The 18,714-nt window shown below is 26.1% G+C and carries 16 protein-coding genes; 3 read left to right on the plus strand and 13 right to left on the minus strand.

Annotated elements, in window-relative coordinates:
* Positions 1-10: 10 nt before the first annotated feature.
* The 5 genes from CLTHE_RS14590 to CLTHE_RS14570 all read right to left on the minus strand — a co-directional run bounded on the left by CLTHE_RS14590 (position 11) and on the right by CLTHE_RS14570 (position 6,013).
* Positions 11-1,960, minus strand: coding sequence for a V-type ATP synthase subunit I (locus CLTHE_RS14590; RefSeq protein WP_080024096.1), 1,950 nt, complete (start codon positions 1,958-1,960; stop codon positions 11-13).
* On the minus strand, positions 1,947-2,273 hold the full coding sequence (locus tag CLTHE_RS14585; RefSeq protein WP_080024095.1) for an ATPase: 327 nt from the start codon (positions 2,271-2,273) through the stop codon (positions 1,947-1,949). Before CLTHE_RS14585 ends, CLTHE_RS14590 begins: the two co-directional genes overlap by 14 nt.
* A 183-nt stretch (positions 2,274-2,456) precedes the next feature.
* A complete protein-coding gene (locus tag CLTHE_RS14580) occupies positions 2,457-4,112 on the minus strand; it encodes a B12-binding domain-containing radical SAM protein (RefSeq protein WP_080024094.1) in 1,656 nt (551 codons plus the stop codon).
* 22 nt (positions 4,113-4,134) lie between these two features.
* Positions 4,135-4,617: a hypothetical protein gene (locus CLTHE_RS14575; protein ID WP_080024093.1), complete on the minus strand. Its 483-nt coding sequence runs from the start codon at positions 4,615-4,617 to the stop codon at positions 4,135-4,137.
* 100 nt (positions 4,618-4,717) lie between these two features.
* Positions 4,718-6,013: a PQQ-dependent sugar dehydrogenase family protein gene (locus CLTHE_RS14570; protein ID WP_080024092.1), complete on the minus strand. Its 1,296-nt coding sequence runs from the start codon at positions 6,011-6,013 to the stop codon at positions 4,718-4,720.
* A 163-nt stretch (positions 6,014-6,176) separates the two neighbouring features.
* Between CLTHE_RS14570 and spoVB the strand changes: the two genes are divergently transcribed.
* Positions 6,177-7,673, plus strand: coding sequence for a stage V sporulation protein B (gene spoVB / locus CLTHE_RS14565; protein ID WP_080024091.1), 1,497 nt, complete (start codon positions 6,177-6,179; stop codon positions 7,671-7,673).
* A gap of 48 nt (positions 7,674-7,721) precedes the next feature.
* On the opposite strand, the gene CLTHE_RS14560 is transcribed toward spoVB, so the two are convergent.
* From CLTHE_RS14560 to CLTHE_RS14545, 4 genes are all read right to left on the minus strand, one after another.
* On the minus strand, positions 7,722-9,341 hold the full coding sequence (locus tag CLTHE_RS14560; RefSeq protein WP_080024090.1) for a putative polysaccharide biosynthesis protein: 1,620 nt from the start codon (positions 9,339-9,341) through the stop codon (positions 7,722-7,724).
* 15 nt (positions 9,342-9,356) lie between these two features.
* Positions 9,357-10,328, minus strand: coding sequence for an RluA family pseudouridine synthase (locus tag CLTHE_RS14555; RefSeq protein WP_080024089.1), 972 nt, complete (start codon positions 10,326-10,328; stop codon positions 9,357-9,359).
* Positions 10,329-10,398: 70 nt separating this feature from the next.
* Positions 10,399-11,580 (minus strand): M20 metallopeptidase family protein, encoded by a 1,182-nt coding sequence (locus CLTHE_RS14550; protein ID WP_080024088.1) that lies wholly within the window; start codon positions 11,578-11,580, stop codon positions 10,399-10,401.
* A 162-nt stretch (positions 11,581-11,742) separates the two neighbouring features.
* Positions 11,743-13,752 (minus strand): ATP-dependent helicase, encoded by a 2,010-nt coding sequence (locus tag CLTHE_RS14545; protein WP_143324093.1) that lies wholly within the window; start codon positions 13,750-13,752, stop codon positions 11,743-11,745.
* A gap of 108 nt (positions 13,753-13,860) precedes the next feature.
* Here CLTHE_RS14545 and CLTHE_RS14540 point away from each other — a divergent pair, with 108 nt between their 5' ends.
* Positions 13,861-15,333: a nicotinate phosphoribosyltransferase gene (locus tag CLTHE_RS14540; protein WP_080024086.1), complete on the plus strand. Its 1,473-nt coding sequence runs from the start codon at positions 13,861-13,863 to the stop codon at positions 15,331-15,333.
* 34 nt (positions 15,334-15,367) lie between these two features.
* On the opposite strand, the gene CLTHE_RS14535 is transcribed toward CLTHE_RS14540, so the two are convergent.
* The 3 genes from CLTHE_RS14535 to CLTHE_RS14525 all read right to left on the minus strand — a co-directional run bounded on the left by CLTHE_RS14535 (position 15,368) and on the right by CLTHE_RS14525 (position 16,656).
* The gene (locus CLTHE_RS14535) at positions 15,368-15,556 is read right to left on the minus strand and encodes a hypothetical protein (protein WP_002597012.1); all 189 of its coding nucleotides are present in this window, start codon (positions 15,554-15,556) and stop codon (positions 15,368-15,370) included.
* A gap of 100 nt (positions 15,557-15,656) precedes the next feature.
* Positions 15,657-16,250 carry an EAL and HDOD domain-containing protein gene (locus CLTHE_RS14530; protein WP_080024085.1) on the minus strand — a complete coding sequence of 198 codons (594 nt, stop codon included), beginning with the start codon at positions 16,248-16,250 and terminating at the stop codon, positions 15,657-15,659.
* Between the two features lie 76 nt (positions 16,251-16,326).
* Positions 16,327-16,656 (minus strand): hypothetical protein, encoded by a 330-nt coding sequence (locus CLTHE_RS14525; RefSeq protein WP_002597010.1) that lies wholly within the window; start codon positions 16,654-16,656, stop codon positions 16,327-16,329.
* A 371-nt stretch (positions 16,657-17,027) separates the two neighbouring features.
* On the opposite strand from CLTHE_RS14525, the gene perR reads away from it, so the two are divergent.
* Positions 17,028-17,435 carry a transcriptional regulator PerR gene (gene perR / locus CLTHE_RS14520; protein ID WP_080024084.1) on the plus strand — a complete coding sequence of 136 codons (408 nt, stop codon included), beginning with the start codon at positions 17,028-17,030 and terminating at the stop codon, positions 17,433-17,435.
* Between the two features lie 10 nt (positions 17,436-17,445).
* On the opposite strand, the gene CLTHE_RS14515 is transcribed toward perR, so the two are convergent.
* Positions 17,446-18,675 (minus strand): type 2 periplasmic-binding domain-containing protein, encoded by a 1,230-nt coding sequence (locus tag CLTHE_RS14515; RefSeq protein ID WP_080024083.1) that lies wholly within the window; start codon positions 18,673-18,675, stop codon positions 17,446-17,448.
* Between the last annotated feature and the right edge of the window lie 39 nt (positions 18,676-18,714).

Consider the following 18,714-nt stretch of genomic DNA (forward strand, 5'->3'; position numbering starts at 1 on the left):
TTAATAAAAACTAACTTTCTTTTTTAATGTCTATAAACTTGTCTAATGTCTTAAATGGCTTGAATGGTCTTCCTCCACCATCATAGAATTTTGAGAAGTATTCAACATACTCTAATCTACATGTGTGAACATAAGCACCTAGTAATGATAAACCTAAGTTAAATACATGTCCTAAAATAAATACAATAGGACCAAAAATTACTAATGCTACTCCTGGGAACATCCCTATAATAAGATTTAATGCTCCTGCTATTGAACCACCTGCTAGCCCTAAAGCCATAAGTCTTGTATAAGAAACTAAGTCTCCGATATACCCTGTTATTCCATATAATTCGTATAACCCTTGACCTATCTTTCCACCTTTTGATTTCATTTGTCTTCCTTGTGTAAGTACGATAAGCACCATACCAAAGATCATACACCACATTCCAATATTTCCAACTAATCCATTTCCATTCATTTTTCCAAAAGCAAAAACTCCTATTGATACAAGAGTTATTACCCATGAACCAACATCAAAAAATGCATCTAGTGGTTTTCCTGATCTTACTAAAACATAAGCTTTAATTCCTAATCCAAAGAATATTTGAATTACACCAAATACTACTGACATAACCAAAATAGTAGTTACATCTGTTTTTGTATTTATAAGTGCTGGAAGTGGTATTAAATCACCAAAGAATGCCCCATATATTGCTCCAAATGCAATTGTTGGGAAACTCAACCAGAAGAAAAATTTAGCAAATTGTCTTTGCTTTTCCTCTAATTTAAAAGCTTTTAATGCTATTAAAGAACCTATAAGCACTAATAATCCATACCCAATATCCGCAACCATCATTCCAAAGAATAATAAGAAGAACGGTGCTAAAAGTGGTGTTGGGTCAATATCATCATATCTTGGTAAACTATACATCTCTGTAATATTTTCAAATGATTTATTTAAAGAATTATTCTTAAGTTTTATTGGTACATTTGGTATTTCTTCTTCTTTAACTTCTTCATAAGTTAAGTAATAATCTTCCCCAAGTACTTTTTTGCCTATATTAGATAATTCTTCATTTTTTTCTACAGGTATCCATCCCTGTATTACTACAGTATTGTTAGTTTTTAAGAAGTTATTTTTAGCAAGCTTTCTTGTGTAAATATTATGATAGTATTCATAAACTAGCTCTAGCTTATTTAACCCTTCTTCAAGTGCTGCTAATTCTTCTTTTATAAAAAACTTCTCAGACTTGATTTTTTCAATTCTATCCATGTCTGTGTGTATTGTATTCATTGGAATTTCGCCAGTATCCATTTTGAATTGACTAAATCCAAATCCTCTTAAAACTTCTTCAACTTTTTCTTTGTTATCTTCATTAGATAATGCGAAAAAGAAAATGTCTTGATTATTTCTGCATATTATTTCAAGGTAGCAATTTGATAATTCACTTACTAAAGCTTCTTCATAATTTTTAGCTACACTTCCTATGAAATGTGGAGTTTTTAAACTATTTATGTCACTAAAGGATGCATCTAAGCCTTCCCATGGCTTTAATAATGCACATTCAGTTTCTAACTTTGTAATTTCATTATCTAATTCTATTAATTGAAGTTCTTTTTCCTTTACCTTATCATAAACTTCATGCCAGTTACTATTTAAAACTTTATCTTGAAGCTCTTTTTGGCTTAAGGATTTTTTTCCTTCTTTCATTGCTTTCAATCCTGATTTTTGAGGCACATAACCCTTTAAGAAGTCAAGAGCAAATTTTGCTTTGGATAATTCTTCTTCACAATTACTAAACTCTTCATCAACAGTATCCTTAGAAAGCTCTCTTAACTCTTTATTTTCTTCTAAGTAATCTTCATTTTGTAAATCTATAAATTCTACTTCTGAAAACCCTTGTAATTTTTCTAATAGAGCATCTTTTTTAGACTCAAAGGTTAGTAAGGTGAATTTATTCATCTTAACTATTGCCATTTGTCTTCACTATCCTCTCAATCACTAATTTCATTGCATCCTTTTTTTTATCATTGGATACATTTAAAATCTCTTTTGCCTCTGATTCCCCTTTAGCAATAATAGGCTCTGCCTCTTTATTGCCTTCTTGGATTGCATTATTAATAATATTTTCGCATTCCTTTTTTGCTTCATTTAAGACTTCATTATATTCGTTTAAAGCCTCTTTATCAGCTATTTGAATCATCTCTTTTGCTTTTGTATTTGCATCTCTAATTAACTCTTCTGCTGTACTTTCTGCTTTTTTAACTTCTTTAATTGCCTCTAATGCCAAAATCTCACCACCTTTACTAGTAATTAAAAAAAATATATAAATTAATACTTTATATAGTATTAATTACTCTTTAATTACATTATACACTTTTTAAGAATAATTTCAATAAATTTCTTAATTTTTATAGAATTTTATTAATATAGGATTAACATTCCAAAATTTTAACGAATTTATATTATTTAATTATAAAAATATGAATTTATTATTATTATTTAGTAACGAATATGTATCTTTATCGTATATTTCGCCACATTTTGTATAGCTTTCAATATCTATTGTAAATTTTTCTATGAAATATTCTCTAAAAGAATATTCTTCTCTTAATCTTTCTTTTATCTCTCTTTCTTCATCTTTAGTTATGTTACCCTTTAAAAATTCAGGTATTCCTCTTTTTTTATTATGAAGTAAATATTCATATCTTATTATTTCTTTTAATCTTGTGTTATCTTCTTTTAATATCTCATTTGTAAAATCTAAAAATAATTTATAATATTCATTATTTCCTATACTTCTATCAAAATACCCTTTACTTTCATAGAATTTTCCTAATGAATAAAAGAAATCAAATGGAGTTTCAAATTTTGGATAGAAGTATTCTAAAGTATAATTAAATTTTCCACTGTTATAATATTTATCTACCATGTGTTCAACTTTTTTAAGTTCTAATAACTCAAAATAACTTATATTATTTGTACTTAATATTTCATAAGGAGGGTATTGTGAAAATCTCATTCCCCATTTTTCACTTTCTTCTCTCATTGATGATCCTTTTAGAAGTTTTAAAAATCCTAATTGTATTTCCTCTGGTTTTATTGAATGAACATCATTAAATGATTTTTTAAATGATTGAAAATCTTCTCCTGGTAATCCTGCTATAAGATCTAAATGTTGTTTTATATTTCTTAATGAAAGAAGCTCTACTACTTTTTCTTTTATGTCACTAAAATTAACAAATCTATTTATATTATGAAGAATTTCATCATTTGTTGTTTGTACACCAACTTCAAATTGGAATCTTCCATCTGGTGCATTTCTTAAAAGTTCTATTTCTTCATTTTTTAATATGTCTGCTGATATTTCAAAATGGAATTGAGTTTCTGTATCTTGCTTTATTAAAAAATCCCATATAGCCATTGCAAATTTATGATTACAGTTAAAAGTTCTGTCAACAAATTTAACTAATCTTACTTTTTTATCTACAAAATACTTAAGTTCTTTTAAAACTCTATCTATATCTTGAAATCTAACTCCATGAACTGTTGATGAAAGACAATATTTACAATTAAAAGGACATCCTCTTGATGCTTCATAGTAAACAATCTTATTACTTAGATCTTCATCTTCTTCATAAGGAAATACAATTTCATCTAATGACATAAGAGGTCTATTCCCATTAAAATTAACTTCTTTATCTTCTCTATAAACTAATCCTCTTATAGAAGTTATTTCTCTTTTACCTAACTTATATTCTATAAACTCTCTTAATGTCTTTTCTCCTTCCCCTACTATTACATAATCACCAATATGTTCTTTTAAAAATATAGTACTATCATATGAAACTTCTGGTCCTCCGTATAATATTTCTATATTTTCATCAACTCTTTTTATTAAATCTGCTAATCTCCCTACCATTTCAACATTCCATATATAAGTAGAAAAAGCTACAACATCTGGTTTTTCTTTAATTATTTCTTCTAATATCTTTTCTTCTCTATCATTTATTGAAAATTCTCTTATCTTTCCTTCATAATCCATATCTTTAGTAAATGCTTTTAAATATCTCACTGCTAAATTACTGTGTACAAATTTTGAATTAACTGCTGTAAATAATATTTTCATTAAAATAATTCCTCTTTTCGTTTTAAATTTTTTGGGCTTTTATAAAAAACATATCCTCCCAAACTTTAGTTTCTTCTATTTTACAATTTTTTTCAAGAATTTTTTCTATTTCCTCTATATTTAAACATGCAAATATGTTGTTATTTTTTACACTTACTTTTTTAAAATTATCATCAGGACATAAAACTTTAAGTTCTACATCTACAATTTCTCCAAAACTTTTATTTAAATCCCATATATATATATATCCATCTTTCTTTATATAATCCGTAATATCATCTATTATTTCTTCTCTTTTGCTTTTTGTCCAAATATTATTAAGGTTAAAAAATAAAATCCCTGAATCATATTGATTTATAAATTTAGAAGCTTCTGTAGTAATTGCTAATTCATCTATAGCTGAATTATTTTCATTTTGTATTAGAGAAAAATCTTCTAATGAATAATCTATAACATCTCCTTCTATTTTTAAATTGCTTAAATTTAATAAAATTGTTTTTTTCATAAACTCTCCCCCTTTTAAATAATTTAATTTTACCATTATTTTACATTTTTTAAAAGAAAAAGTACCTTCTCTTTAAATAAAGGAAGATACTTTAATTAAATTATTTTATATTTTTTCTTTTTAAAGCCTTATTTACAAGAATTAACATAATAACTAATCCTAATGTTATTATTATTACTATTATACTTTTAGGTATTTCATTAATAAATGCCATTTTATCCTTTTGTATACTATATATATATCCTGAATTACTATCTAATAACAAACACTTTGTATCTAAAAAAATTATTTTTTCTATTTTACTATTCTTATCAAAACTTAAAATTTCTTTTACAACTTTATTATTATCTATAGAATATAATTTCTTTTCTAAATTATCAAAGAAAACTATTGTATCTTTTTCTAATAAAATTCCCTTTTTATCTATTGCAAGCTCTGATATACTTTTCAGTTTATTATGCTCATAATACGGACCTTTAACATTTTTTTCTGGAGGATATTTTATTAAAGGTGCTATTTCTTTAGAATCTGAAAATTTAGGTGAACTTATTTTATCTCCTCCACTATAGTCTGGCCATCCATACCAAGACCCTTTATTTATTTTATAAATATAATCTGAGTCTCTTAAAGCTCCTCTCACTCCTTCAGCTTCTAATCCTTCAACTGCACACACAACTTCATTTTTACTATTTAAATCCCAACTAGTTATATTTTTTATTCCACTTGAATAAAGAACTGATTTCTTACTATTTATATCGACTTCATATACTGCTCCATTACCTAATGCAGCTGCTTTAACCTCTTCATTTTCTTTGCTCTCTTTTCCATATTCTCTAAAAGCGCCTGTTTTATCATTTCCATAATTTTCTCCATTTAGAGTTAAATTTATAGGACTTTTATCCCAAAAGCTTTTAGTAAATATATCTCCTTCTTCAGCTATCCCTGTGTTAGTATATGTTCCTATTGATAACAGTAATTTTCCGTCTTTTTCAAGTAATTTTCTTTTTATATTTTCACCACCATACGGAATATCTTTAAGTATTCTCTCTACATGCCCATTAGATAAATCAAATTTCAATAAGTCTCCTTTTGATAATATAAGAAGATTTTCTTTCATATAAAGTACATCTTCAATTTCCAAACTATTATTAGTGTAAATTTTTTCTGTTTTATTATCAGAATTAATTTTAACTATCTCTTTTTCATAACATACAAAATAATTTCCATTTTCATCTGTTTCTAATTCAATAGCATTTTCAAATCCCTTCAAAAATACATCACTATTTATTCCTTTTTGCTGTACTTCTATTCTATATCCACTAGTATAAATATAAATTCCAAAAGCTATTAAAACAATGCAAATACTCGCCAAAGAATACTTAAAAAATTTCTTCATAACATCTCTCCTATAATTTCCTCTTTAATTTATATTTAAATTAGCTTTATAAATATTCCTAAATTAACTTAATTCTAATTATTTAGATAATCTTTTTCTAATTTACAGTATAATTCTTACTTTTTAAGAATAGTATGTATTGTAGTTAAAGGAGTGATTATATTTGAAACAGGATAATTTTTTTAGAAATTCTTTCTTATTAACAGCATCAAATATTGCCACTGGTATTCTTGGATTTATATTTTCAATTTATTTATCTAAAGTATTAGGGGCTGAAGGAATGGGATTGTACAATCTTGTCCTACCAATATACCATCTTGTTATTTGTCTTATGACATCAGGAATTGTTGCAGCTATTTCTAAAGTTGCTGCAGTATATCATAATTCTGGTGAACATGAAAATTTAACAAAAACAATTAAGACTGTTTCTGTATTCAATATCATTTGGGCTATTATAATAGGAATTTTTGTATTTTTCTTTGCACCTATAATTGCAAAATTTGGAGTTCATGATATTAGAACAATAAATGCTATAAGAGTTGCCTGTCCGGCTATGGTTTTCATTTCTTTATCAAATATATTAAAAGGATACTTTTTAGGAACATCAAAAATAAAAATTCCTGCTCTAATTGATATTTTTGAAAAAGCTATGAGATTAGTAACTATATTTTTGCTTTTATATACTTTTAAAACAAATAATTTAGCTATGTTAGTTACTCTTGCTTATGTTTCTCTTGCTATTGGAGAGTTACAAAGTCTAATATTTTTATTTTTCTATTATAAAAAATGTACAAACAAACTTCCTTATAGACCTAATATTAAAACAGAAAGTAGAATGCAATTATTATTTAATGTATTAGTTATATCATTTCCACTTTGCGTAAACGGATTTTTAAATGGTATATTTTCTACTTTGTCTACTTGGGTTGTTCCTCGTAGACTTATGGTAGCAGGATTTGATTATAATCAAGCTCTTGGAATGATAGGTAAATATACTGGAATGGCTATGACATTAATAGGAATTCCTCTTATAGTCGTAGGAACTATAAATACATTACTAATTCCTGACCTTTCTCAAACTTTAAGTCAAGGTAGAAATTATGATGCTGCTATGAGGATAAAAAAAGTTTTAAAAATTGCATTTTTATTAGGACTTGCTACTACAGTTATCTGTAATCTTGTCCCACAAAATCTAGGAGAAATTTTTTATTCTAGAAATGATTTAGGTGGATATATAAAAATGGCTTCATTATCAGCACCAATTTATTTTTCATCAGTAACTATGTTTGGAATATTAAACGGATTGAATAAACAAGGAATAATTGTTAGGAATTCGCTTATAGTAGCTTCAATAGAACTTATATCATTATTTATCTTTACTTCAATTCCACAAGTAAATGTATATGGTTTTAGTATAACTTTATTTATAAGTTCAATAGTTTGCTTAACTATCAATTTATACGAAGTAGATAAATGTTTAAAAATAAATATTTCTATTGTTGATGTAATTATATTCGCTTTAATAAGTATTTTGATTTACTTATTAATAAATCTTTTTATTAATGTAACTAAAATAACTCTAAATACTTTTACAACACTTTCTATAGTAGCTATAGTATTTGCAATTTATACTTATTTATCAAGATTTGGTTCTGATTAATATAAAAAAGGAGTAAATCATTTCTGATTTACTCCTTTTTTAAGTTATTTATCTCATTTGATTTCTTAAAAATCCTGGTATTAGTCTATATATTTTAGGTGACATTGATTCTAAGTCTGATTTTCTTAAACCACCTATTTTTATCATAACAATAAAATAAACAAATGCTCCTATTCCCGTAAGAATTATTGTATATACTAGAATAAATATCCATTTTATCATTCTTGAACTTACCATAAGAGTTATACTTTCTAATGGGAATTTTAATCCAAAAATAACTATTCCCATAACAATTGATGCAATAATAGGTTTTATACATACTCTAAGTACAGGAATTCTATATTTAACTGTTCTCCTTAATGTTTTATAACATAAGAATGATGGAACTGCAAAATAAAAGAAATTACCAATTAAAACACCTATAATATTTAATTTAGGTATTCCAACGAATATATAGTTTCCAAGAACTTTAAATATTACACCTATAAAGAATGCTGTTATTAAAGGTCTAAACTTACTCATCCCTTGAAGAATAGATGATTGAACTTGAGCAATTGACATAAATATTAATATAAAGGAACCTAACATCATTATATATGACCCTTTATCTGTATTGAAAAGAAGCATATAGATTTCTTTACTTAACAAAGACATTCCAACTGCTGCTGGTATTGTTATAGCAAAAGTTAATCTAAATCCAAAATTAATCTCTTTTATTATTGCTTTTCTATTTCTTAAAGCATAATTTTTTGCAATACTAGGTAGTATAATTGTTGTTAGTGAAGTTATTATTATTAATGGTAGTCCAATTAAAACTCTATACTGTACAAATAATCCATATAGAGCATTTGCTTGATCTAAGTTAAATCCTGCATGTAAAAGTCTATCATTTACATTGAACATATCTACCATTCCACCAAAGTTTTGAATACCTGCTATAAGTGTTATTGGAAGTGCATATGCAAATATTTTTCTTTTAATAGCATGATCACTAATATCCTTACCTATATTTTCATCTGTATTTAATTTTTTTCTTTTTATTTTTCTTTCATAAATAGAGATTAAATAGATTACTGCAATTAAAGCTCCTACTGAAGTACCAACAGTACCTCCTGCAGCCCCTAAAGGTAAGCTTATTTTCATAAATAAAAATGCACATAATAAACTTATTATCACATTTAAGATTTGCTCTAACACTTGAGATATTGCAATTCCATGCATCATATCTCTACCTTGGAAATATCCTCTATATGCAGCTAATACAGCTGTTAAAAATACACTTGGCCCTAAAAACATAATAGAAAAAACCGCTGGCTCTGTATTTGTAAATTTAGCAACAGGATAAGCTAATATAATAACTAAAACTGCTGCTATTCCCCCAATTAATCCAAACATCTTTCTTGAAATCTTAAGAGCTCTTTCTGAATCTTTCTCATTTCCAGTGGCTTTTAATTCTGAAATTACTTTTGCAACGGCAGGTTGACATCCCATAGTTGTTACTGCATAAACAAACATGAACACATCATAACCCTTTCCATATATCCCCATTCCAGTTGTACCAATTATTCTGGTTAATAATGGAACATAAAATGCTGATAATACTTTAGATATTATCCCTGCAAAAGAAAGTATCATAAATCCTTTTGTAACCGATGATTGTTCCTTCATTTTCTTTCTCCTGATTTAAATATTAAATTTAAATACATCCTTTTTGATTTTCTTAAATATAGGTGGTAATGTTTCTACTATTATTTTATCTGTTAAGTAGTTCATTTTACCATCAATTTTTTTGAAATTTAATTTATAGGCATATAAGAATTGGAATTCTAATCCAAACTTACTTCTGAAGAATGAATTGGTCTTTTTATCTCCATATTTTTCATCACCTATTATTGGACATCCTAAATGTGAAAGATGTGCCCTAATTTGATGACTTCTTCCTGTAATTAGATCAATTTCTAAAAATGAAAATGCTCCATTTGATTGTATTGTTTTAACTTCCATAGAAATCTCTTTTGAATCTGGAACTTTTTTATCAAATATTCTTGATATATTAGTATCTTCATTCTTTAAAATATATCCTTTATAAAGACCATCTTTTATTCTTCCTTTTACTATAGTATTATAGTATTTTTTAACTTTACCTTCTCTTATTATTTCATTTAATTCCTTTAATCCTTCAAAACTTTTACCAAACACAACCATACCTGAAGTATTTCTATCTAATCTATTACATGGTGCTGGAGTAAAAGTTATCTCTTTTTCTGGAAGATATGCACCTTTTTCATTTAAATATGAAAGTACATAGTCTGTAAGTGTTGGTATTTTTTTGTTGCTATCAGGATGAACTAATATTCCTGGCCATTTTTCAACAACTAACATATTTTCATCTTCATAAGAAATTTTCATTCTTTTTGCATCAACTTTTATAAAATTATCGTTAGTTTCTTTTGCCTTTTTACTTTGAATATATCTTATTTCCACTACATCATTTAATTCTAGTGAATACTTTTCTTTTTGTTTTTTCCCATTAACTCTTATGTCACCTTTTCTTAATGCCTTAAAAATTGCACTTAAAGGTACATCTTTTAATAATTTTCTTAAGAACTTATCTAATCTTTGGCCTGCCTCATTAGCACCAATTTCAATTCTCACTACTTAATCAACTCCTATTTTACTTCTTTAGTGAACATTTTCCTCATCTAAATAGATTAATATTTATTTACTATAATGTCAAATAATCAAATGCTGCTTTACATTGAATTGCAACACCTATTGGTAAAGCCTCTTCATCTATATCAAAAAGACTACTATGTGCTGGTTTAAAGCTATCTTTAGCTACACTTCCAGTTCCTAAGAAATAAAAAGCTGAGTCTCTTTCCATTGCAAAATATGCAAAACTTTCTACTCCCATACTTGGATTTGGTTGTTCTAATACATTTTTTTCTCCTATTATATCCTTAGCACTATTTTTTATAAGAGAAACTACACTATCTTCATTTATTAAACAAGGATAACTTTCTTCTATTAATACTTCTACTTCTCCTCTTGATGCTTTTGCTATTCCTTCTGCAATTTGAACAACTCTTTCAGTTACATATTTTCTATCTTCTGGAGTAGTAGTTCTTATAATTCCTTCTATTTGTGCTTCTTCTGGAATAATATTTTGAGCTGTACCAGAATGGAAGCTTCCAACTGTTATAACTCCAGGATTTAATGGAGATAATTCTCTACTTATTATTGTTTGTAATGTACTGACAATATTAGCTCCTATAACTATAGGGTCAACAGTTGTGTTTGGTCTAGCTCCATGACCCCCATGTCCTTTAACTGTTATTTTATAAGGATTAGAAGCTGCATTTACCATTCCATTTTTTATCATTATTTTTCCTACTTCTAATTTTTCTTCTACGTGAAGACCTATTATTTTTTGAACTCTTGGATTTTCTAAAACACCATCTTTTATCATGTGAGGTGCTCCTCCAGTTGTTTCTTCAGCAGGTTCAAATAAAAGCTTAACTGTTCCTCCAAATTTGTCTTTATTTTTGTTAAGAATTCTAGCTACTCCAAGAAGTATAGTTGAATGTGCATCATGTCCACATGCATGCATTTTTCCTTTTTCTTTTGAAGAATATGGACAAGCTTTTCTATCTTCTATAGGAAGTGCATCCATATCTGCTCTTATTCCTATTACCTTTCCATTATCGTCTTTTTCTCCTTTTATTATTCCACAAAGTCCACTTATTCCAAATTCTTTGTATTCTATTCCTTCATTATCTAAGAATTCTTTTATTTTTCCTAAAGTTCTAGGAAGTTCAAATCCTAACTCAGGATGCATATGAAAATCTCTACGTATATCTATTAATTCATCTTTAAAAGCTTTTGCTTCATTTAAAAAATCTATCATTATTTTTCTCCTAAATTTTATTTATTCTTTAGTAAGATATAATTCTTTTGCTATTTTGGTTCATTCTTATTAAAGAAATGTAAATAAAGACTTATATTCATATTGAATATAAGTCTTTATTTTAAATTATATAGTATATTTTCTAAGGCTTCAACTTATGAATTATTCTAATCTTAAAAGATTTTTCTCTAAAAGAATACTTAATTTGAAAGTTTTTTCACCACTATCCATAAGTAAAATAGTTATTCTATCTCCATCTATTTTTCTTATTATTCCTTTTTCTCCACGACCTTTATGGAAGACTTTTGCTCCTACTACATATCCCTTATTCTCTAATTCTTTTAAAGCAAATTTTGTTTCATCTAAAAATCTAGATCTATCTCTAACTTTTCCACCTTTAGTTTTAGGAGAAAACATATAAAGATTATCTATAGCTCTAGTCATACCAACATAAAAAATTCTTCTTTCTTCCTCTATATTTTCCTTTGCAGAACTATGAGGAATTGAATCTTCTACACAGTTAGCTATAAATACGTTTTTAAATTCCATTCCTTTTACTCTATGAATAGTACTTAATATAACCCTATCTTCATTTTCCTCTTTGTTTTTAGAACTTTTTATTTCTTCTTTAACTTCTTCTATATGATTAAAAAAATCTAATATATTTGTAAAATCACTTGCTAATATTTTAAACTCTTCTAATATCTCTTCTAAATCATCTAAGCTTTGGCTAAATTTTTCTGCATATTCTTTTAAATATTCTATATATTCTAAATCACTTATTATAAATTGTATTGCACTTCCGAGAGATAATTTAGAAAGATAGTTTATATCTTTTTTTAAATCTTCTAATTTTCCTTTTTGAAATGAATGAATATCTTTTTTTTCAATTAAAACGTCAAAAGGATTTTTCTCTTCTCTATAACTTCTAACATATTCAACATTTGCCTTACTTACATATCTAAAAGGTCTATTTATTATTCTTAAAAAATCTGTTTTACTATTACTATTTAAAGCTAAATTTAAATAAGCAATTATATCCTTACATATAAAATGATCATAAAAATTATATTCTTTATCTAATATATTAAAAGGTATCTTACTTCTTGTAAGAGCATCTACAAAACTCATTCCCTCTGCATTAGTTCTATATAAAATTATGTTATCTTCGAATTTATAATCCTTATTCCAAACATTTTCTTTTATCTTTTTTACAACTAAATCACTTTGTTCTTTTTCATCAGAAGGAAATAAAATTTCAACTTCTCCCTCTTCTTTATTAAAAGCTTGTATTTTCTTTTCATTTCTACTTATATTAGAAGAGATTAAATTTTTAGATCCTTCAATTATATTTTTAACACTTCGATAATTAGTTTCTAAAAAGTATTTTTTCCCCTCTTTAAATATCTGGTTAAAGATTACCATATATTCTGGTTTTGATCCTCTAAAAGAATATATACATTGATCTTCATCTCCAACACAAAAAAGATTATTGTTTTCCCCACTATTTATAAGTTTTAAAAATTCAACTTGCAAATTATCGCAATCTTGAAATTCATCAACTAACATATATTTAAATAATCCTCTATATCCATTTAAAAGCTTGCTATTATTTTCTAACAATTCTAATGTCTTTATTGCTAAATCATCAAAATCTAAAAGTCCATTTTCTTTTTTGAAATTTTCATATGTATATAAACATTCTTCAAATATATTTTTTGTTATAGTTGGCTTAAACTCTTTTATATCTACTCTAGAAGTTTTGAAAAGAGAAATATTATTTTTTACTTCTTTTACTTTATCATCATTTATTTCATCAAAATAATTTTTTAAAATTCCTTGAATTAATTTGTTTGTTTTATATTCTTCTACTATAGATATTTTCATTCCTTCTCTCAATAGAATTTTATAAAATAATCCATGAAATGTTCCAAAGAATGGTGCTGAATTTCGCATAAAAACCTTTTTATATCTTTCCTTCATATTTAAGGCTGCAGACTTTGTAAATGTGATAACAACTATGTTTTTATTTTCTACATTTAAGTTATTTATTAAGTAATTTATTCTATTTATTATAACTGTAGTTTTTCCCGAACCTGGAGCTGCAACTACAAGTATATTTTTTTCTTTTCCGTAGACTGCTTCTTTTTGGTTTTTATCTAATATCAAAATATCACCTTCCTTTTAAAATTATATCCATTATTTCATTCAAATAACTATATTGTAATAATTCTTTTAAAGATGTACAATAGTTTTAAATATTTTTATAAGGAGATAGACATGAATAATAATAAAATTTTCGACATTAAAGATGAAAGAAATTTAACCATGTTAACTGACTTTTATGAACTTACAATGGGAAACGGCTATTTTTCAAAAAATCTTCAAAATAAAATAGCATATTTTGATATGTACTTTAGACGTGTCCCTGATGGTGGTGGATATTGTATAATGGCTGGAGTTGAGCAGCTTGTAGAATATTTACAATCTTTAAATTTTACTAATGATGACATAGAATATTTAGAAAGTAAAAATATATTTTCTAAAGATTTTTTAGAATATTTAAGAAACTTCAAATTTGAATGTGATGTTTGGGCAGTTCCTGAAGGAACACCAGTATTTCCAAATGAACCTCTTGTAACTGTTAGAGGGCCAATAGTTCAAGCACAATTTGTAGAAACTATGATTCTACTTACAATTAATCATCAAACTTTAATAGCAACAAAAGCTAATAGAATTTGTCGTGCTGCTAAAGGAAGAACTGTAATGGAATTTGGTTCTAGAAGAGCTCAAGGATATGATGGTGCTATTTATGGAGCTAGAGCTTCAATTATAGGTGGTTGTGATTCAACTGCTTGTACAATAGCTGACCAAAAATTTAATATTCCTGCAATTGGTACTATGGCTCATAGTTGGGTTCAACTTTTTGACACAGAATATGAAGCTTTTAAAGCATGGGCAGAAGTTTATCCAGATAATTGTCTTTTACTTGTTGACACATACAATGTATTAAAATCTGGTATTCCTAATGCAATAAAAGTTTTTGATGAAATTTTAAAACCTTTAGGTAAAAGACCAACTGGTATAAGAATTGATTCTGGAGATATAACTTATCTTACAACTAAATGTAGACAAATGTTAGATGAAGCTGGATATCCTGATTGTAAGATAGTAGTTTCTAACTCTCTTGATGAGCATATAATACGTGATGTTTTAGCTCAAGGAGCTCAAATAGATTCATTTGGTGTTGGTGAAAGACTTATAACAGCTAAATCTGAACCTGTATTTGGTGGAGTTTATAAATTAGTTGCTGTAGAAAATGATAATGAAATAATTCCTAAAATTAAAATAAGTGAAAATAATGAAAAGATAACTAATCCAGGATTTAAAAGAACTGTCAGATTATTTGATAATAATTCACAAAAGGCTATTGCTGATTTAATTCTTCTTAATGATGAAGAAATAGATATTAATAAACCTCTTACTATTTTTCACCCAAGTGATACATGGAAGAATAAGACTATAACTAATTTCTACTACGAAGATTTAGCAGTTAAAATTTTTGATAAAGGTAATCTTGTTTATGAATGCCCTACAGTTTTAGAAGCAAAGGATAGAGCTAAAAATGAGTTAAATAGATTTTGGTCTGAAATCCTTAGATTTGAAAATCCACATACTTATTATATTGACCTTTCTCACAAACTTTGGTCATTAAAACACACATTACTTCATGCTGCTAATAATGCATATTAAAAAGAGACGTTTTAACGTCTCTTTTTAATATTTTTTATTCAGCAATATCTAATACTACCTCTTTTAATACATCTTCAATTCTTAGTTTTCCAAAGCCATCATCTAAATCTAAATAACTTATAAAAACGCATTCATCTCCATTTTCTACATCTTTATTCATGACACATTCTGAAAAGCATTCAGTATAATTTTCATCTGATGACCAAAACGGGCATTTTCTCATAAATTCTCCTCCATCTTGTAAACGAAACCATTTTATAAATATTATATAATACTTTCCTCAAAAAATAAAGTATTTTGTAAATTTTCCTATTTTTCTCTTTTTATTCTTGAACAACTATAGGTTTGCTTAAATAATACCCCTGAAAATAATCATACCCTTCGCAAAAAGCTTCTTCATAATCTTCTTTACACTCTATTTTCTCTGCTAAAAATTTTGCTTTTGGGTTTATACTTCTAATTTTAGATAGAATTATATTTCTATCTTTTTTAGTTGTATCTATAAAGTCTATTTTATATATATCTACTAATTCTACGAATTCAATATATTTTATATTTAAGGTAACATCATCTAATGCAATTATGTAGCCTTCATCTTTTAGTTCTTTAATTTTTCTTTTAACTTCTTCTGTAGGATCTATATTTTCTAATATTTCTACTACTATATTATCTTTTGACAAAGTATTAACTAATCCATTTATTAAACATTTCTTTGAAAAGTTTATAAATGCTCTTTTATCTTCTATTAAGTTTTCTTTTCCTATATTTAAAATATTTGAAACTACTTGTAGAGTTGCATAATTCCCATCTACATTTTCATCATAATAATTTTTATAAGAATTTCTATATAATAGTTCATAAGCAACAATTTCATTTTGGCGATTATATATACCTTGCTTTGCCAAAAATATATTCATCAAACTTCCTCCTGATAAACCCTAACATTAGAATAATTACCGTATACTAAATTAATAGCATACGGTAATATAATGTTTATTTAAAGAATCCAATATTTTTTCCTACTGAAAGGTCTATTATTTCATTTTGGAATGCCTTTAATAAAGCTTTTTCTAAAACTTTTTCTTGATCAAAATTTTCAATATCTCTGCATTCAGCAAAAACTTTATTTAATTCACCCTTTATATTTCTATATGTTAATGTAACATTTGGCTTATCATATTCAACCTTTACAATTTTTATTCCCCAAGAAATTTGAGCATATTGGTCTTCAACTTCTAATTTTGTAAGTTCTTTTAATTTTTCTTTTTCTTTTGTAGGGTCGTTTATTATTATTAATTTATCTCCAACTTTGTATTTAGCCATGTGACTTTCCTCCTAAATTTATCCTATTCTATATCTCGATTTTATCACCTTGCATCTTTTCTTGCAACTAATCTTTTCCATTTGTGTATATTTTGATTTAAATTTAATAAATTATTTAAAAAAAAAGAACAGAGAACTGTTCTATAAAAATAAAAATAAATAAACACGGAATCGTTATTTTTTTAACAACTTTGTTTATATTTTAACATAAAACTTTTTCTAATTCAACCATTTTATAATATTTTATATTATTTTTTCATATATTAGATAATAATATTTATTAATTAAGATAGATATTTATTGAATAATCATTGATTTTTTTTTGTTTAGCATATATAATAACCTTATATATAGGATAAGGAGTATTTAATATGGAGAATATAACAACAATTTTTAAAGAAAAAAAACTTAAGCTTACTCCTCAAAGACTTGCAGTTTACAAGTATCTTATGAGTACAAAAGAACATCCATCTGCAGAAGTTATATACAAAGCTATTCAACCAGAATACCCAACTATGAGTTTAGCTACAGTATATAAAGCTTTAAAAACTCTAGTAGAAGTAGGTTTAGTAAAAGAATTAAATGTTGGAGAAGGAAATTTTAGATATGACGGTAAATGCGAAACTCATCCACATATTCAATGTATCAAATGTAGTAGAGTTGATGATTTATCTAATGAAGTATTTGAAAATATAAACACTGATGCACAAAAAGTTTCAGATTATAAGGTTCTTTCAAATCAACTATATTTCTATGGCATCTGTAAAGATTGTCAATAAAACAACGCAATTATTGCGTTGTTTTTTTATTTAACACTCTTTCCCACTCTTTCCCATCATATTTTCCTTCCATTACATTTTTAACTTCATCACTAATACTTAATATATCTTTATTTGATATTCTATTAAAATAAAATCTATTTACTTCTGCTATAGATTGAATACTACTTGCCATATCTCCTTGAACTCCTATTAAAGAACTATCTCCCATTTTATTTCCTGTTACTACTTTCATTTTGTTTAAATTTTCCATAGCTCCTCCTTGAAGCAAAAATCTTAGAAAGCTTTCTACATCATTTTCTTGATGATTTCCAACTGTTGCACAAATTATTATATCTACTCCAGTTGCAGCATTTACATATTTATTCTCTATAGGTTGCTTATTAATTAGAGTTGCATTTATTGAGCTATCAAATTTATCTGAAGAAAGAGTAGTTGTAAGTACAACAGGAATTTCTCCTTTATTAAATTTTTCTATTAATTCCTCTCCACCTTCTATGAAATTGCTTTCTTTTAAAATTCCTTGCTTATAATAATCATTTATTACATTAAATATCTTTTGACCATCTTTTATAGTATATATATCATTTTCTAATTTTCCTTTTACATATTCTTGATTCATATCATATATTATAGTATCATTTGCAACAACAGCACTTAAAAGCAACTCTTTTGTATACTCACTTTTTATGTATGTTGGTATTTTTATTCCTTTGCTAGTTAAAATTGATATAGCTTTAAATAAATTATCTTCTTTTATATCTAATCCCATACTTTTCAATAATTTATCATTACATACTAAATCTAATGAAAATGGCATAAATCCTATTCCATAATAACTTCCTAATAACCTTCCATAAACATTATTTATAAGTGAAAATTTTTCTCTTGTCTTCTTATCTTTATAAAGATAACTTATATCCCTTAAATAATCTTTATTAGCAAAATCTACAAAAGAATAACCATCTAAAATTACTATATTAGATTCTTTATCTTCTCCTATAAATTTTATCATATCCTCTTCTTTTTCAACTCCAACTAAAGTAACTTCTTTGCCAACTTTCTTTTTATATTCTTTTATAATCTCTTCTACTACATTTATCTCTTTAACTGTATTTTTATTGTAATAAATTTTAATATTATGGCTTTCTTCTTCATTACGACTACATGATATAAAATTAAATAATGAAATAATTAATAATAAGGCACAATAGATTCTTTTTCTTTTTCTGTATCTCATCTTTTTCTCCTTTTACAAATAATATCTAATCATTTATTC

Source organism: Clostridium thermobutyricum DSM 4928 (genome assembly GCF_002050515.1).
Classification (GTDB): domain Bacteria; phylum Bacillota; class Clostridia; order Clostridiales; family Clostridiaceae; genus Clostridium; species Clostridium thermobutyricum.

Excerpts from the sequence above, each read along its gene's own strand:
- CLTHE_RS14590 (WP_080024096.1), bottom strand. The coding sequence starts at position 1,960 with ATGGCAATAGTTAAGATGAATAAATTCACCTTACTAACCTTTGAGTCT.
- CLTHE_RS14580 (WP_080024094.1), bottom strand. The coding sequence starts at position 4,112 with ATGAAAATATTATTTACAGCAGTTAATTCAAAATTTGTACACAGTAAT.
- CLTHE_RS14575 (WP_080024093.1), bottom strand. The coding sequence starts at position 4,617 with ATGAAAAAAACAATTTTATTAAATTTAAGCAATTTAAAAATAGAAGGA.
- CLTHE_RS14570 (WP_080024092.1), bottom strand. The coding sequence starts at position 6,013 with ATGAAGAAATTTTTTAAGTATTCTTTGGCGAGTATTTGCATTGTTTTA.
- CLTHE_RS14560 (WP_080024090.1), bottom strand. The coding sequence starts at position 9,341 with ATGAAGGAACAATCATCGGTTACAAAAGGATTTATGATACTTTCTTTT.
- CLTHE_RS14550 (WP_080024088.1), bottom strand. The coding sequence starts at position 11,580 with ATGATAGATTTTTTAAATGAAGCAAAAGCTTTTAAAGATGAATTAATA.
- CLTHE_RS14540 (WP_080024086.1), top strand. The coding sequence starts at position 13,861 with ATGAATAATAATAAAATTTTCGACATTAAAGATGAAAGAAATTTAACC.
- CLTHE_RS14535 (WP_002597012.1), bottom strand. The coding sequence starts at position 15,556 with ATGAGAAAATGCCCGTTTTGGTCATCAGATGAAAATTATACTGAATGC.
- CLTHE_RS14530 (WP_080024085.1), bottom strand. The coding sequence starts at position 16,250 with ATGAATATATTTTTGGCAAAGCAAGGTATATATAATCGCCAAAATGAA.
- CLTHE_RS14525 (WP_002597010.1), bottom strand. The coding sequence starts at position 16,656 with ATGGCTAAATACAAAGTTGGAGATAAATTAATAATAATAAACGACCCT.
- perR (WP_080024084.1), top strand. The coding sequence starts at position 17,028 with ATGGAGAATATAACAACAATTTTTAAAGAAAAAAAACTTAAGCTTACT.
- CLTHE_RS14515 (WP_080024083.1), bottom strand. The coding sequence starts at position 18,675 with ATGAGATACAGAAAAAGAAAAAGAATCTATTGTGCCTTATTATTAATT.